The sequence below is a fragment of the Streptomyces sp. NPDC079167 genome (genome assembly GCF_040686735.1).
Lineage (GTDB): Bacteria > Actinomycetota > Actinomycetes > Streptomycetales > Streptomycetaceae > Streptomyces.
The window spans coordinates 91,163-105,173 of the sequence record NZ_JBFBLO010000009.1 but is presented as its reverse complement, the minus strand read 5'-3'; the positions used below and the strand labels follow the sequence as shown (position 1 = coordinate 105,173).

At 70.3% G+C, this 14,011-nt stretch carries 16 protein-coding genes; 11 read left to right on the top strand and 5 right to left on the bottom strand.

Translation table 11 applies throughout. The annotated features are described in order from the left end of the window. The first annotated feature begins 1 nt into the window (after position 1). Both bioD and AB0P41_RS20250 read left to right on the top strand, forming a co-directional pair. Complete coding sequence (gene bioD / locus AB0P41_RS20255) at positions 2 to 691, top strand: dethiobiotin synthase (protein WP_365933282.1); 690 nt, start codon at positions 2 to 4, stop codon at positions 689 to 691. Between the two features lie 67 nt (positions 692 to 758). Continuing rightward, positions 759 to 1,454, top strand: a complete 696-nt coding sequence (locus tag AB0P41_RS20250; RefSeq protein ID WP_365933280.1) for a class I SAM-dependent methyltransferase — start codon at positions 759 to 761, stop codon at positions 1,452 to 1,454. A gap of 10 nt (positions 1,455 to 1,464) precedes the next feature. Here AB0P41_RS20250 and AB0P41_RS20245 read toward each other — a convergent pair whose 3' ends face one another. Next, positions 1,465 to 1,836 (bottom strand): fic family toxin-antitoxin system, toxin component, encoded by a 372-nt coding sequence (locus AB0P41_RS20245; protein ID WP_356715002.1) that lies wholly within the window; start codon positions 1,834 to 1,836, stop codon positions 1,465 to 1,467. Then, positions 1,833 to 2,060: an antitoxin gene (locus AB0P41_RS20240; RefSeq protein ID WP_356715004.1), complete on the bottom strand. Its 228-nt coding sequence runs from the start codon at positions 2,058 to 2,060 to the stop codon at positions 1,833 to 1,835. The genes AB0P41_RS20245 and AB0P41_RS20240 overlap by 4 nt, the downstream gene beginning before the upstream one ends. 122 nt (positions 2,061 to 2,182) lie before the next feature. Between AB0P41_RS20240 and AB0P41_RS20235 the strand changes: the two genes are divergently transcribed. The 6 genes from AB0P41_RS20235 to mug all read left to right on the top strand — a co-directional run bounded on the left by AB0P41_RS20235 (position 2,183) and on the right by mug (position 8,293). Further along, positions 2,183 to 2,602 carry a GNAT family N-acetyltransferase gene (locus AB0P41_RS20235; RefSeq protein ID WP_365933278.1) on the top strand — a complete coding sequence of 140 codons (420 nt, stop codon included), beginning with the start codon at positions 2,183 to 2,185 and terminating at the stop codon, positions 2,600 to 2,602. Positions 2,603 to 2,811: 209 nt separating this feature from the next. Continuing rightward, entirely contained in the window at positions 2,812 to 4,146 is a 1,335-nt protein-coding gene (locus AB0P41_RS20230; RefSeq protein ID WP_365933276.1) for a hemolysin family protein, read from the top strand. Beyond that, positions 4,143 to 5,162, top strand: a complete 1,020-nt coding sequence (locus AB0P41_RS20225; RefSeq protein WP_356715011.1) for a hemolysin family protein — start codon at positions 4,143 to 4,145, stop codon at positions 5,160 to 5,162. Before AB0P41_RS20230 ends, AB0P41_RS20225 begins: the two co-directional genes overlap by 4 nt. 123 nt (positions 5,163 to 5,285) lie before the next feature. Next, positions 5,286 to 6,122, top strand: coding sequence for an SGNH/GDSL hydrolase family protein (locus AB0P41_RS20220; protein WP_356715013.1), 837 nt, complete (start codon positions 5,286 to 5,288; stop codon positions 6,120 to 6,122). A gap of 164 nt (positions 6,123 to 6,286) precedes the next feature. Beyond that, positions 6,287 to 7,729 (top strand): adenylosuccinate lyase, encoded by a 1,443-nt coding sequence (gene purB / locus AB0P41_RS20215; protein WP_356715015.1) that lies wholly within the window; start codon positions 6,287 to 6,289, stop codon positions 7,727 to 7,729. An 18-nt stretch (positions 7,730 to 7,747) separates the two neighbouring features. Next, the gene (gene mug / locus AB0P41_RS20210) at positions 7,748 to 8,293 is read left to right on the top strand and encodes a G/U mismatch-specific DNA glycosylase (RefSeq protein WP_365933273.1); all 546 of its coding nucleotides are present in this window, start codon (positions 7,748 to 7,750) and stop codon (positions 8,291 to 8,293) included. A gap of 195 nt (positions 8,294 to 8,488) precedes the next feature. Here mug and AB0P41_RS20205 read toward each other — a convergent pair whose 3' ends face one another. The 3 genes from AB0P41_RS20205 to AB0P41_RS20195 all read right to left on the bottom strand — a co-directional run bounded on the left by AB0P41_RS20205 (position 8,489) and on the right by AB0P41_RS20195 (position 10,741). Beyond that, positions 8,489 to 8,926: a hypothetical protein gene (locus AB0P41_RS20205; protein ID WP_365933271.1), complete on the bottom strand. Its 438-nt coding sequence runs from the start codon at positions 8,924 to 8,926 to the stop codon at positions 8,489 to 8,491. Between the two features lie 127 nt (positions 8,927 to 9,053). Then, positions 9,054 to 9,794, bottom strand: coding sequence for an ABC transporter permease (locus AB0P41_RS20200; RefSeq protein ID WP_365933270.1), 741 nt, complete (start codon positions 9,792 to 9,794; stop codon positions 9,054 to 9,056). 5 nt (positions 9,795 to 9,799) lie between these two features. Continuing rightward, positions 9,800 to 10,741 (bottom strand): ATP-binding cassette domain-containing protein, encoded by a 942-nt coding sequence (locus AB0P41_RS20195; RefSeq protein ID WP_365933268.1) that lies wholly within the window; start codon positions 10,739 to 10,741, stop codon positions 9,800 to 9,802. A 107-nt stretch (positions 10,742 to 10,848) separates the two neighbouring features. On the opposite strand from AB0P41_RS20195, the gene AB0P41_RS20190 reads away from it, so the two are divergent. The 3 genes from AB0P41_RS20190 to AB0P41_RS20180 all read left to right on the top strand — a co-directional run bounded on the left by AB0P41_RS20190 (position 10,849) and on the right by AB0P41_RS20180 (position 14,011). Then, positions 10,849 to 12,021: a histidine kinase gene (locus AB0P41_RS20190; protein WP_356715024.1), complete on the top strand. Its 1,173-nt coding sequence runs from the start codon at positions 10,849 to 10,851 to the stop codon at positions 12,019 to 12,021. Between the two features lie 4 nt (positions 12,022 to 12,025). Next, positions 12,026 to 12,676, top strand: a complete 651-nt coding sequence (locus tag AB0P41_RS20185) for a response regulator transcription factor (protein WP_356715026.1) — start codon at positions 12,026 to 12,028, stop codon at positions 12,674 to 12,676. Positions 12,677 to 12,853: 177 nt separating this feature from the next. Beyond that, positions 12,854 to 14,011 (top strand): ROK family protein, encoded by a 1,158-nt coding sequence (locus AB0P41_RS20180; RefSeq protein WP_365933266.1) that lies wholly within the window; start codon positions 12,854 to 12,856, stop codon positions 14,009 to 14,011.

Genomic DNA, 14,011 nt, shown 5'->3' with positions numbered 1-14,011 from the left:
GATGACGATCCTCGTGGTGACCGGGACGGGCACCGAGATCGGCAAGACAATCGTGACCGCGGCGGTCGCGGCCGCTCACCGGGACCGCCGGGTCGCGGTCCTCAAGCCCGCCCAGACAGGTCTCGAACCGGGCGAGCCGGGGGACGCCGCCGAGGTGTCACGGCTGGCCGGCGCTCATGTGACGGCCGTCGAACTGGCCCGGTTCCCGGAGCCGTTGGCACCGGAGACAGCCGCACGCCGTGCAGGCCTCGCCCCCGTACGCCCGTACGAGATCGCCGAGGCCGCCCAGAAGCTGGCGACTGAGCACGACCTGGTGCTGGTCGAGGGCGCGGGCGGGCTGCTCGTCCGGTACGACGAGCAGGGGGCCACGCTCGCGGACGCCGCGCGGCTGATGGCGGCGCCCGTGCTGGTGGTGGCCCCGGCGGGCCTGGGCACGCTCAACGCCACCGCGCTGACGACGGAGGCGCTGCGGACGCGGGGCCTCATGTGTCCCGGCGTGGTGGTGGGAAGCATGCCGGCCGACCCGGACCTGGCCTCGCGGTGCAACATCGACGACCTGCCGGTCGCCGCGGGCGCACCGCTGCTCGGCGCGGTACCGGCCGGTTCCGGGGCGCTGGAACCGGCCGACTTCCGGGCGCGGGCGGCGAGTTGGCTGGCACCGGAACTCGGCGGTCATCGTCCGGGCGGCTGAGCGGGGCCGTACGGGGGAGAATCTGAGGAGAGCCGTATTCACACGTGCCCTCCGAGGAGGCCCGATCATGCGTCGGCGCAGCACACCTGTCCCCCGGGACGCGGTGCACCATCCGGTCTTCGCCCGCTTCTACGCCAGGCTGAGCGTGGCGGCCGACCTCAAGGGGGGTGTGGCGGACCGTCGCGAGGAGCTTCTCGCCGGCCTTTCGGGCCGTGTCATCGAGATCGGCGCGGGCAACGGCCTCAACTTCGCGCACTACCCGGGGGCCGTGTCCGAAGTCGTCGCGATCGAGCCCGAGCGCGGCCTGCGGCAGCTCGCGGCCGGTGCGGCGCTGCGCGCGGAGGTGCCGGTCGACGTGGTGCCGGGCACGGCCGAGGCGCTGCCGGTCAAGAGCGAGGCCTTCGACGCGGCGGTGGCCTCGCTGGTCCTGTGCACCGTGCGGGACCTGCCCCGGGCGCTGGCGGAGATCAAGCGTGTGCTGAGGCCTGGCGGTGAGCTGCGCTTCTTCGAGCACACCCTGGCCACCGGCCGGGCCCTGGCGACCGCGCAGCGGGCAGCGGACCGCACCCTCTGGCCGGTGCTCTTCGGCGGCTGTCACACGGCGCGGGACACGGTGGCGGCCATCGAGGAGGCCGGCTTCGAGCTGGGGGTGTGGCGCAGGTTCCGCATCCCGGAGAAGGGTGTGCAGCTGCCGAGCTCGCCGTGTGTGCTCGGCGTGGCCCGGCGGTCGGCCGTGGTGGACCGCTCGGCGGAGGCAGGCTGAGAAACGCCGGTCACAGACTCCAGCGTCGGAGCTCTTCGGCGATGATCCGGACGTCGGCCTTGCCCTCCTTCACCAGCCGCGCGAGATCGCGCACCTGCTCGGGAGAGGTGATGACCTTGAGCCCTGAGGCGACGAGATAGCCGTAGGCCACGGCGGAGGCGAACATGGCGTTGGAGTGCTCGAGCGCGGGCACGTGCAGGAGCAGCTGGAGCAGGGCGGCCGCCCGGGAGTGCGGGTCGCTGTAGACGGGGCTGCCGAAGATCTCCGCCTCGTGCCGGCTGACCGCGGCGACGAGCGCACCCCAGTCGACGACCTGCGGATCACCGGGCGTCTTGTGCTCGGCGACCATGAGCAGCCAGGAAAGGTCGATCTGCAGGTTCAACGGGTGCCTTCGCGCTCCGGGCCGAACTCCTCGGCGAACACCGACTCGTACTGCTTCATGAAGTCGGCCGCGGCCTCGACGAAGGTGTGTCCCACCTCGCCCGCATCCTGTTTGACGAGCTCCTCTATGTAGCGGTTCACGCTGATGCCCCGCTGGAGGGCGCGCTGTCGCGCCGCCTCGGCGGTGGCCTCGTCCACTCGAACGTTCAGCTGGGTCTTGGGCACGCCATCACGCTAGCGCGTGTCCGCTAGCACCCGCAAGAGGGAGCGGGCCGGGACGACGCCGCCGGCAGGGCCCGGGGCGAAACAGTTCGCTCTTCCCCCGAGCGCTCTGGTTGGCTCGGGACATGACCGATCTCGATATCCGCTGCGCCACCCTCTCCGACGTCGACGCCGTGCTCCGGTTCTGGCGCGAGGCCGCGGAGGGCACCAGCATCACCGACGACCACGAGGGGGTCGCCCGGCTGATCACCCGGGACCCCGAGGCCCTGCTCGTCGCGGAACGCGACGGCCGGATCGCCGGGACCGTCATAGCCGGCTTCGACGGATGGCGATGCTCCGCGTACCGGCTCGCCGTGCACCCCGCCTGCCGCCGGCAGGGCGTCGCCACCGCGCTGCTGGAAGCCGCGGAAGGCCGATTCCTGGCCCTGGGCGGCCGCCGGGTCGACGCCATGGTGCTGGAAGCCAACGACCGGGCACACCACGCGTGGGGCGCGGCTGGCTACCATCGCGAGGACCGCTGGCGGCGCTGGATCAAGTCCCTGTGACCACGTCCGGAACCGCCGAACGCCCCTGCCCAGCAGCGAGCCGTCTCCCCGTACAGGCAATTTTGCCGAGCCTTTACTATGGATCCTCGACCGTCCGACCCTTTCGAAAGGTGTGAGCGTCCGCCCATGGGCGAGCCCCCCAGTAGTAGACACCGCCGACATCGCGCGAACCTTCTGCCCCTGCCCGATCATGGGACGGAGGTGAACCGATGACCGAAGTGCTCCTGCTCCTCGTGGCGGTACTGCTCTCCCTCGCCTGCGGAGCGTTCGTGGCGGCGGAGTTCTCCCTGACCACCGTGGAGCGCGGCGATCTCGAACGGTCCGTCGAGCGAGGGGACCGGGGCGCGGCGGGAGCCCTCAAGGCCGTACGCAGCCTCACCTATCAGCTCTCCGGCGCACAGCTCGGCATCACCGTCACCAACCTGATCGTGGGCATGCTCTCCGAGCCGTCCATCTCCAAGCTGATCCGGGGGCCGGTGGAAGCGACGGGTCTGTCGCCCGGGGTGTCCTCCTCGCTGGCACTCGTGATCGGTACGGCGCTGTCCACCGTCGTCCTGATGGTGGTCGGTGAGCTCGTCCCGAAGAACTGGGCGATCTCCTCCCCGCTGGCCGTCGCCCGGACGGTCGCCGCTCCGCAGCGCGCGTTCACCGCGGTCTTCCGGCCGTTCATCAGCCACCTCAACAACACCGCCAACCGGATCGTGCGGCGCTTCGGCCTCGAACCGGCCGAGGAACTCGCATCGGCTCGCAGCCCGCAGGAGCTGGTGGCCCTGGCGCGCCACTCCGCGAAGGAGGGAGCGCTCGAGGCGGACACCGCGGAACTCTTCGTACGCACTCTCAACCTGTCCGAACTGACCGCGGAGAACGTGATGACGCCCCGCGTCCAGGTCACCGCCCTCGATGTCCAGGCGACCGCCGAGGACGTCGCGAACGCCACCCGGGCGACCGGGCTGTCCCGGTTCCCCGTCTACCGGGGCAGCCTGGACACGGTCGTCGGCGTCGCCCACATCAAGGACGTGCTGGCCGTTCCCGCGGACCAGCGGCCCCGTAAGCGGGTGTCCGACATGCTGCGCGAACCGCTGCTCGTGCCGGAGACGCTCACCGTCGACCGTCTGCTGGACCGGCTCTCCGGAAAGCTGGCCATGGCCGTCGTCATCGACGAGTACGGCGGCACGGCGGGAGTCGTGACGCTGGAGGACATCGTGGAAGAAGTGGTCGGCGAGGTGCGGGACGAGCACGACCCGCACGAGACCCCCGACCTGGCGGCCGCGGGCGAGGACGCCGATGGGCGCACCCTCTGGTCCGCCGACGGAGCGGCCCGCACCGACCAGCTCCGCACCATCGGACTGCGGGTGCCGGACGGGCCGTACGAGACCCTGGCCGGTCTGATCGCCACGGAGGTCGGCCGTATCCCGGTGGTCGGCGATTCCGTCGAGCTCACCGGGTGGCGCCTCGACGTGGTGGACGCTTCGGGGCACCGCGCCGCGCGGGCGCTGCTGCACGCCCCGCTGCCGGGCAGCGACGAGCAGGAGGAGGATCGATGATCGCCGTCCAGCTCTTCATCGGCCTGCTGACCCTGGTCGTCAACGCCTTCTTCGTCGGCGCGGAGTTCGCGCTGATCTCCGTGCGCCGCAGTCAGATCGAGCCCGAGGCCGAAGCCGGGAACCGGCGGGCCCGTAGTGTCATCTGGGGGCTCGAGCACGTGTCGGCGCTCCTCGCGGCGGCACAGCTGGGCATCACGCTCTGCACCCTGGTGCTGGGCATCGTCGCCGAGCCCGCCATCGCCCATCTGCTGGAGCCCGTGTTCGACGGGGTGGGCGTGCCGCACGGCCTGGTGCACCCGATCTCGTTCGTGATCGCCCTGACCGTGGCGACGTATCTGCACATGCTGCTCGGCGAGATGGTCCCGAAGAACATCGCGCTGGCCGAGCCGGCCCGCACGGCGTTGCTCCTCGGACCGCCGCTGGTCACGCTCGCGAGAGCGCTGAAGCCGGTGATCTTCGCGATCAACGCCTTCGCGAACGCGCTGCTCAAGCTGCTGCGGGTGGAGACCAAGGACGAGGTCTCCGCGACCTTCTCCGACGACGAACTGGCGCGCCTCGTCAAGGACGCCGAGGACTCCGGGCTCGTCGACGACCGCTCGGCCGACCGTCTGCGCCACGCGCTGGAACTGGGCCGGCGCCCGGTCCGGGACGTGCTCCTCCCGGTCGACCGGGTGCTCTCCACCAGGGTCGGCACGACCCCGGAGGAGCTGGAGCGGCTCTCGCACGAGTCCGGCTTCTCGCGGTTCCCGGTGATGGACAGCGAGCAGCGCATCATCGGGTACCTCCATGTGAAGGACGCCCTGGACGCCATGCCGCGCGATGTGCCGTTCCCGGTGACGGCCCTGCGGCCGATCGCCCGGGTGCGTGCGGCGACGCCTCTGGACGACGTGCTGACCGCGTTGCGGCGCAGTCGCACGCATCTGGCGGCCGTCCTCGACGAGGACGGCCGGCTGGCGGGCATGATCACGATGGAGGACGTACTCCGTGAGCTGGTGGGCAGGCCCCAGCCCCGCTGACGCCCGCGTAGGCGTCGGCGTCGCGTGACGGCAGGGGGAGGGGCGTGGCCTCGGCCGCGCCCCTCCTCCGTGCTCCCGCGGCCCCTGGTGAGGGAGTACGGGCGCGGTACGATCGGCAGCGCCATGGAATTGAATGCCTCCTACACCAGTCTTGTCGCGGTCGGCGACTCGTTCACCGAGGGCATGTCGGATCTGCTGCCCGACGGTTCCTACCGGGGCTGGGCCGATGTCCTCGCCGCCCGTCTCGCTCTTCGCGCACCCGGATTCCGTTACGCCAACCTCGCTGTACGGGGGAAGCTCATCGGCCAGATCGTGGACGAGCAGGTCGCGGTCGCCGCAGCGCTCCAGCCGGATGTGATCACGCTCGTCGGCGGGCTCAACGACACCCTGCGGCCGAAGTGCGACATGGGCATGGTCCGCGACCGGCTGGAGGAGGCGGTGGAGCGGCTCGCACCGGCGTGCAAGACCTTGGTGCTGATGCGCAGCCCGGGCCGGAACGGTCCGGTGATGGAACGTTTCCGTCCGCGCATGGAGGAGCTGTTCTCGCTGGTCGGCGACTTGGCCGAGCGCCATGGCGCGGTGGTGACCGACCTGTACGGCGCGGCGTCGCTGGGAGATCCGCGGATGTGGGACGTGGACCGGCTGCACCTGACGGCCGAGGGACACCGCAGGGTCGCGGAGGCGGTCTGGCAGACACTGGGGTTGCCCGCGGAGAGCGACTGGCAGAGCCCGATGCCGGTGTCCGCGCCCGCCCGGTGGGCGCAGCGGCGGATCGACGACGTACGGTTCGCCCGACACCATCTGATGCCCTGGATCGGGCGGCGCCTGACCGGGCGCTCGTCCGGCGACGGCCGGGCAGGCGCGCAGTTCGACTCGGAGCTGGGCAAGGCGTACTGGATCACTCCCGTGGACCCGGCGAGCCCGGGGCCGGTGACCGGCTGGCGCCGGCTGGACGGCTGACCCGCCTCGGTGTACGGCCCGGCCGCCGGGCAGTCGGACAACCCGCAACCCCGCAACCCGGCGACCCGTGGCCGGGGAGCCGGAGGCCGGGCCGGCGGCTCGTAGGAAGCCACATACCGGCCCGTGGGACGGACCTGCAGAAACCGCCAGTAGAATCCGGACACGTGACTGCTGTGTCTGCGAAGCCTCGCATCCCCAATGTCCTGGCCGGCCGCTATGCCTCTACGGAGCTGGCCGTCCTCTGGTCCCCCGAGCAGAAGGTGAAGCTGGAACGTCAGCTGTGGCTGGCGGTGCTGCGCGCTCAGAAGGACCTCGGGATCGAGGTACCCGACGCGGCCGTGGCCGACTACGAGCGCGTGATCGACCAGGTCGACCTCGCCTCGATCGCCGAGCGCGAGAAGGTCACCCGGCATGACGTGAAGGCGCGGATCGAGGAGTTCAACGCTCTCGCCGGCCATGAGCAGGTCCACAAGGGCATGACCTCCCGGGACCTCACCGAGAACGTCGAGCAGCTGCAGATCCGGCTCTCGCTGGAGCTGATGCGCGACCGCACGGTGGCGGTTCTGGCGCGGCTGGGCAAGCTGGCGGCGGAGTACAGCGAGCTGGTCATCGCGGGCCGCTCGCACAACGTCGCCGCGCAGGCGACCACCCTCGGCAAGCGCTTCGCCACCGCCGCGGACGAGCTGCTGGTGGCTTACGGGCGCCTGGAGGACCTGCTGGGCCGCTACCCGCTGCGCGGCATCAAGGGCCCCGTCGGCACCGCGCAGGACATGCTGGATCTGCTGGGCGGGGACGCGAGCAAGCTCGCCGACCTGGAGCAGCGCGTCGCCGGCCACCTCGGCTTCGGGCACGCTTTCACCTCCGTGGGCCAGGTCTACCCCCGCTCCCTCGACTACGACGTGGTCACCGCGCTGGTGCAGCTGGCCGCCGCGCCGTCGTCGGTCGCCAAGACCATCCGGCTGATGGCCGGGCACGAGCTGGTGACGGAAGGCTTCAAGCCGGGCCAGGTCGGCTCGTCGGCGATGCCGCACAAGATGAACACGCGCTCCTGCGAGCGGGTCAACGGCCTGATGGTGATCCTGCGCGGCTACGCGTCGATGACGGGCGAGCTGGCGGGCGACCAGTGGAACGAGGGCGACGTGTCCTGTTCCGTGGTCCGCCGGGTCGCGCTGCCTGACGCGTTCTTCGCCTTCGACGGCCTCCTGGAGACGTTCCTCACCGTCCTCGACGAGTTCGGCGCGTTCCCCGCGGTCGTCGCGCGTGAGCTGGACCGCTACCTTCCCTTCCTCGCGACGACCAAGGTGCTGATGGGTTCGGTGCGGGCAGGGGTCGGCCGCGAGGTCGCTCACGAGGCCATCAAGGAGAACGCGGTCGCCTCGGCTCTCGCCATGCGGGAGCAGGGTGCGGAGCGCAACGAGCTGCTGGAGAAACTGGCCGCCGACGAGCGCATCCCGCTCGACCGCGGTGAGCTCGATGCCCTCATGGCGGACAAGCTCTCGTTCACCGGCGCGGCAGGCGATCAGGTCGCCGTTCTGGTGGCCAGGATCGAGGAGATCGCCAAGCAGCACCCGGAGGCCGCGGCGTACGCCCCCGGCTCCATTCTCTGACGGCCTGCTCCCAGCCGTATGACACCCGATGAGCTGTCGGCCGCCCGCGACCGCGTCGTACCCGACGTGGTCGCGGGCGGTCTGCGTGTGCTGTTCTGCGGAATCAATCCGAGCCTGATGACCGCCGCTACGGGGCATCATTTCGCTCATCCCGGCAATCGGTTCTGGCCGGTACTGCATCTGTCGGGCTTCACACCCAGGCAGCTGAAACCGTCGGAACAGGATCAGCTTCTGGGCTACGGCCTGGGCATCACCAATGTGGTGTCCAGAGCCACCGCACGGGCGGACGAGCTGAGGCCGGAAGAATTCCGCGCGGGCGGAGAAGTCCTGTCGGCCAAGGTGGAAGCGCTGGGCCCGTTGTGGCTGGCCGTGGTCGGGGTGACCGCTTACCGCTCGGCCTTCGGCGACCGCCATGCGCGGATCGGCCCGCAGGAGCGGACCATCGGAGGCGCCCGTGTCTGGGCTCTGCCCAACCCGAGCGGCTTGAACGCACACTGGACCGTGCGCACCATGGCGGACGAGTACGCCCGCCTGTCGGCGGCGGCTGAGCAGGACGGCTCGTAACAGGCCATGTGTCGGCCCACCTGTCGGGCCACGTGTCGGCCCACCTGTCGGGCCACGTGTCGGCCCACCTGTCGGGCCACGTGTCGGCCATGCGGCAGGGCTCGTGCGCCGGCGGCAGGACTTCCGGCAAACGGCGCGGACACGGGGACGACATGCGGGCGCGTACGGACAGCGCGCTGACAACGCGCAGGTGAGTCAGGGCGGGTCGACCACCGTGACCAGTACGCCCAACTCGCAGCCTGGCCCGTCATCCTCCAGGTGGAGCGCGACGGCGACCCACCGGTCCTCCGTGCGCCACAGCTGGAGATGTTCACAACTGGCGACGGGGTCGGCCCAGGGCTCGGCTATCACCTCCCCTGCCATCATCCGTTCCTGTGCGCTCCACAGGCTGACGATCTGCGGTTCTCCCCAGCGCAAGGTGAGCAGTGCGAGCAGCGCGTCGTGTTCCGCCAGACATTGCGCGCGGAGTTCGAGGCGGTCCGCCTCGTCCCCGTCCATGTGGTCGTCCTCGCCGAGGAGGAGCGCTGTGTGGTAGCCAGGTCCGCTGATTCCCGAGCCCGCCGGGACGCGCTCCGAGGGGAAGTCCCTGGTGCGCATCCCGTCGATGAGACGGAGATGGTGTGCGGTGGTCATACCGTCAGTAAACCGCTCTGCACTGACACATGGCGTCGCGCCAGCCCTTTCCCCGCCTTTCTCAGGGCAGGAAGACGACTACCTGACACCTCGACGGCCGAGCAGTCGCGCCCCTCTTACCGCACCCTCAGGCGTCTCGCGTCCGCAGTCTCCACCAGCCGGCCAGCAGGGCAACACCGGCCCATACCGCGGTCACCGCCAGACCCGCCCACGGTCCGAGGCTTCCGTCCGGATTCTGGCGGAGCACCGATTGCCCTGCCTGATCGGGCAGATATCGAGCAACGCCCCCCGCGACGTCTCCGACGACGAAGGAGACGATCAGCAGGAAAGGTATGAGCGTACTGAGCACGGCGACAGCACTCCGCAGCACCGCCGTCAGTCCTGCGGCGAACAGGGCGATCAGCGCGAGATAGATCCCGCCTCCGAAAGACGCACGGAGGGCTCCTGGGTCTTCCAGGCCGAGCGCGTACTCCCCCATGAACATCTGTCCCACCAGAAACGTGGCGAAGCTGGTAACCGTCCCCACAGCAAAGGCGAGACTGCCGACCACCGACATCTTCGCGACGTAGAGACGGCCTCGTCGGGGGACGGCCGAGAGGGATATGCGCAGAGCTCCGTTCAGGAACTCGGAGGACACAGCCGTCGCCCCGAAGCTTATGGCCGCGATCTGGCCGAAGTTCAGTGCGTAGAAGGCCGAGAGCAGCAGATCGTGACCGTCGTCAGCCTCCGCCTGCCCCACGGTGGCAAAGGCGAGCACCGTGACGGCAAGCGTGGCTGCGAACACCGCTGTCAGCGAGAACAGCACGGACCGCACCGATCTGATCTTGATCCATTCGGAGCGCAGTACCGCCGTCGAGGGAGTGGTCACGATGCTCAGGCCTCCTGGCGGGGACGTGTGGTGGGCGATGCGGCCGCGCTGAATTCCGATTGATCCGTGGTGAGATCGAGGTAGGCCTCTTCCAAGGTGGGCTGCAGGTCGAAGAGTTCGAGCAGAGGGATGCCGTGGGCCGCGGCTGCGGCGCCGACCTCCTCCGCCTTGGCCCCGTAGACGGTCCAGCGTCCGTCGTCTTCCTGCACCGGCCTGTGTCCCCGGCGGATCAGGACCTCGCAGAGCCGGGCGGAATCGGTGGTGCGGAGCCGGGTACCGGGCCGGCCGCGGGAGTCGAGGAAGCTCTGCATCGGCAGGTCCGCGAGAAGCCGTCCTCGACCGAGGACGATCAGGTGGTCGGCGAACGAGGAGGTCTCGTTCATCAGGTGGCTGGAGACCAGGACGGTGCGGCCCTCGCGGGCCATGCCGCGCATCAGCTCGCGGATCCAGATGATGCCTTCCGGATCCAGCCCGTTCGACGGTTCGTCCAACATCACGACGTCCGGCTCGCCGAGCAGCGCTCCCGCGATCCCCAGGCGTTGGCGCATTCCAAGCGAGAACGTCTTGATCCTCCGTCTCGCGACCGCCGCGAGGCCCGTTTCCTCCAGGACCTCGTCGGCCCTGCTCTCGGCTAAGCCGTTGCTGACCGCGAGAGCGAGCAAGTGGTCACGCGCGGTGCGCGAGCCGTGAGCTGCCTGGGCGTCCAGCAGGGCGCCCACCCGGCGCAGCGGACTTTCCAGCGAGGCGTACGGCCGCCCACCGATGGTGGCGGTGCCGGCTGTGGGCCGGTCCAGGCCGAGGACGAGTCGCATGGTGGTGGACTTGCCCGCACCGTTGGGGCCGAGGAAGCCTGTCACGCGGCCGGGTTTCACGCTGAAGGTGAGCTGGTCCACGGCGCGGGTGGGTCCGTAGTCCTTGGTGAGTTCGTGGACGTCGATGCTGTTCATGTGCCAAGCCTGGCTGCCTGTCGCCGACGCTGCCTCCCCCGCCAGGGTTGTTCGTCTCCCTCGCTCGGGGGAGTCGCGCTCCGGCCTGTCCTGACACGATGGCAGGCATGCGCCGCTTCTTCGTAATTCTGGCCAGACCGGTCACGTACAGTCGTTGGCTGCACCTGCTCATTCCGGCCGCCGTCGGCAGCGTGTGGTTGTTCATCTCGCCCAGCAAACCGTGGATGCCGTTCCTTTTCGCGATACCTGTCGGGCTGATTCCGGCGATGCGTCTGGCCGAAGGGCTTCAGGCACAGCTGCTCCTCACACCCGAGCAGCGAGGCCGCCTCGACGCCGCAATCTCCGTCGGGCGTGCCACGACATGGGCAGCCCGCTGGCGAACCGTTGCCTGGCTGGAGCTGCGACTCGCGCTCGCGGCAGTGACGTGCTTCGCAACGGTCTGGCTGTCGGCCACGGCGGTCGACCTCCTGCGAGGTGCATCCGGGACAGAGCCGAGCGACGTATGGCTGGCTGGCGGCGTCGGACCCGGCTGGTGGTGCGCCCTGCTCGCCCCCGTGCCGATCCTGATACTGCTCGGGCTGGTCGTCCTGTGCGGCGAGGTGGTGACGGCAGCGGCACGGGGGCTGCTGGGACCGTCTCCGACCGAGCGAATGACCACCCTCGAGGAGCGCACGGAGCAATTGCTGGAGCGTAACCGCATCGCGCGCGAGCTCCACGATTCGATCGGGCACGCGCTGACGGTCGCGGTCGTGCAGGCGGGGGCTGCCAGGACGGCGGGCAATCCGGAGTTCACCGCACGGGCGCTGGCCGCCATCGAGGAGACGGGGCGCCAGGCACTGGACGATCTGGAGCGTGTTCTGCGCGTGTTGAGGGAGTCGGACCCTCCCGCCGGGGCTCGGCCGACCCTGGTCGAAGCCGACCGGTTGCTGGATTCGGCCCGCGGCTCCGGCATGGAGATGGACGTAAAAATGACCGGCCCGCTGGATCTGGTCCCCGGACCGGTGTCCCGCGAGGGCTACCGGATCCTGCAGGAGTCGCTCACCAACGTGCTGCGTCATGCCGGCGGCGTTCCCGTACGGGTGAGGATCGCCGTTGCGAAGGAGAGGCTGGAGCTGGAGGTCGCCAACCCGTTCGCGGCATCGGCACGTGCACCGAGCAGCGGCAGTGGGCTGCGGGGCGTGCGGGAGAGGGCCGCCCTGCTGGGCGGCCAGGCCAGGACCGGCCCGCACGAGGGGGAATGGATCGTGCACGCGAGCCTTCCGCTGGACCGCATACGCTGACCGGATGCCGGTCACCGTACTTCTCGTCGACGACGAACCTCTGGTGCGCGCAGGGCTCCGAGCGGTCCTGGAAGCGCAGGACGACATCGAGGTGGTAGGTGAGGCAGCCGACGGTGCGGCCGTGATCCCTCTCGTCAGCAGCCTCCGCCCCGACGTCGTGGCCATGGATGTGCGCATGCCCCTGATGGACGGCATCGAGGCGACCCGGCTGGTGCTGCGCACCGTCTCCGATCCGCCGAAGATCTTGGTGGTGACCACGTTCGAGAACGATGAGTACGTCTACGAGGCGCTGCGAGCAGGGGCGGACGGGTTTCTGCTCAAACGGGCCCGGCCCGCGGAGATCGTTCACGCGGTGAGGCTGGTAGCCGAAGGTGAGTCGCTGCTGTTCCCGGCCGCGGTCCGGCAACTCGCCGCAGACTACGGTACGAACAAGGCGCGGGACGCGATGGTCCGGGCGGCGCTCACCGGCCGCGAGTCGGCCGTGCTCCGCCTGATGGCACGGGGCCGGTCCAACGCGGAGATCGCCGCCGAGCTCGTCGTGGGCGTGGAGACCGTGAAGTCACATGTCAGCGCCGTGCTCGCGAAGTTGGGTGCCAGGGACCGCACTCAAGCAGTGATCGCAGCCTATGAGTCAGGCTTCGTGGCTCCCCGCTGACCCTCGTGGCTCCGGCTGTGCTGCTCCCGGACCGGAAGCAAGCCGGCCCTCGCGGCTCCGGCTGCTCCTACCCGGGCCGGGACCGGTTCCGGTTGTCTCTCTCCGGGTGCTGGTCGCCGAGGTCGGGGTCAGCGAGTACGATCCGGCAGACATGGGCACGACCTGGGAGGACACACGGTGGGCAGGCTAACCGGTGGGGACCCGTCTCTGCTGCGGAGGATCAATTCCGCGGTGGTGCTGCATGCCCTGCGAGGGGCGGATTCGCCCACGCTCACGGACCTGACCCGCATCACCGGTCTGTCGCGTCCCACGGTCGAAGGTGTCGTCGAGGGGCTGTTCGCAGCAGGGCTGGTGGTGGAGGCCCTGCCCGACGAGAGCGGGACCAGGCGCCAGGGCCGCCCTGCCAGGCGGTTCAGGTTCCGTGCCGAGGCCGGGTACCTGCTGGGCATAGAGATAGGCCCGCACCGGGTCTCCGCCCTCCTGTCCGGGCTGGACGGCCGGATCGTCGGCGCAGGATCACGGGACGTGTCCGAGACGGCCTGCGCGGATGACAGACTCGACCAGGTCAGAGGCATGATCGCCGACTTGCTGCGCCGCACCGGGGTGCAGCGGAGCAGTTTGCGAGCGGTCGGCGTGGGCAGCCCCGGCATCGTGGAGGCGGACGGCACCGTCCGGCTGGGCACCGCCCTGCCGGACTGGACCGGTCTCGCACTCGGCGAAAGGCTGCGGCGTTCCTTCCGGTGCCCCGTCCTGGTGGAGAACGACGCCAACGCGGCTGCGGTGGCCGAACACTGGAAGGGCGTGGCGACCGAGTCGGACGACATCGTCTTCGTCCTGGCGGGCTTGAGCCCGGGCGCCGGGTCGCTGATCGGCGGGCGGCTGCACCGCGGGTTCGGTGGTGCGGCCGGAGAGATCGGCGCGCTGCATCTCCTCGGCCGTGATGTCACGCCGGAGCATCTGCTCTCCACGACCGACACTCCGCTGGACCCTCTGGACGAGCACGCGGTCGCGGCGGTCTTCGCCAAGGCCAGGCGCGGCGATGCGGGGGCCCAGGCCGCGGTCGCGCGGTTCATCCAGCGTCTGGTGCACGATGTCGCGGCCCTCGTGCTGGCGCTGGATCCGGAGCTTGTGGTCATCGGGGGCTGGGCTGCCGGACTGGACGGTGTTCTCGACCCGCTCCGCGACGAGCTCGCCCGCTACTGTCTGCGGCCACCCCGGGTCGCCCTCTCCCTCCTCGGGGAGGCGGCTGTCGCCACCGGCGCGTTGCGGCTGGCACTCGACCACGTGGAGGAACAGCTCTTCGCCGTGGAAGGCACAGTGACGGCCCGCCGCTGA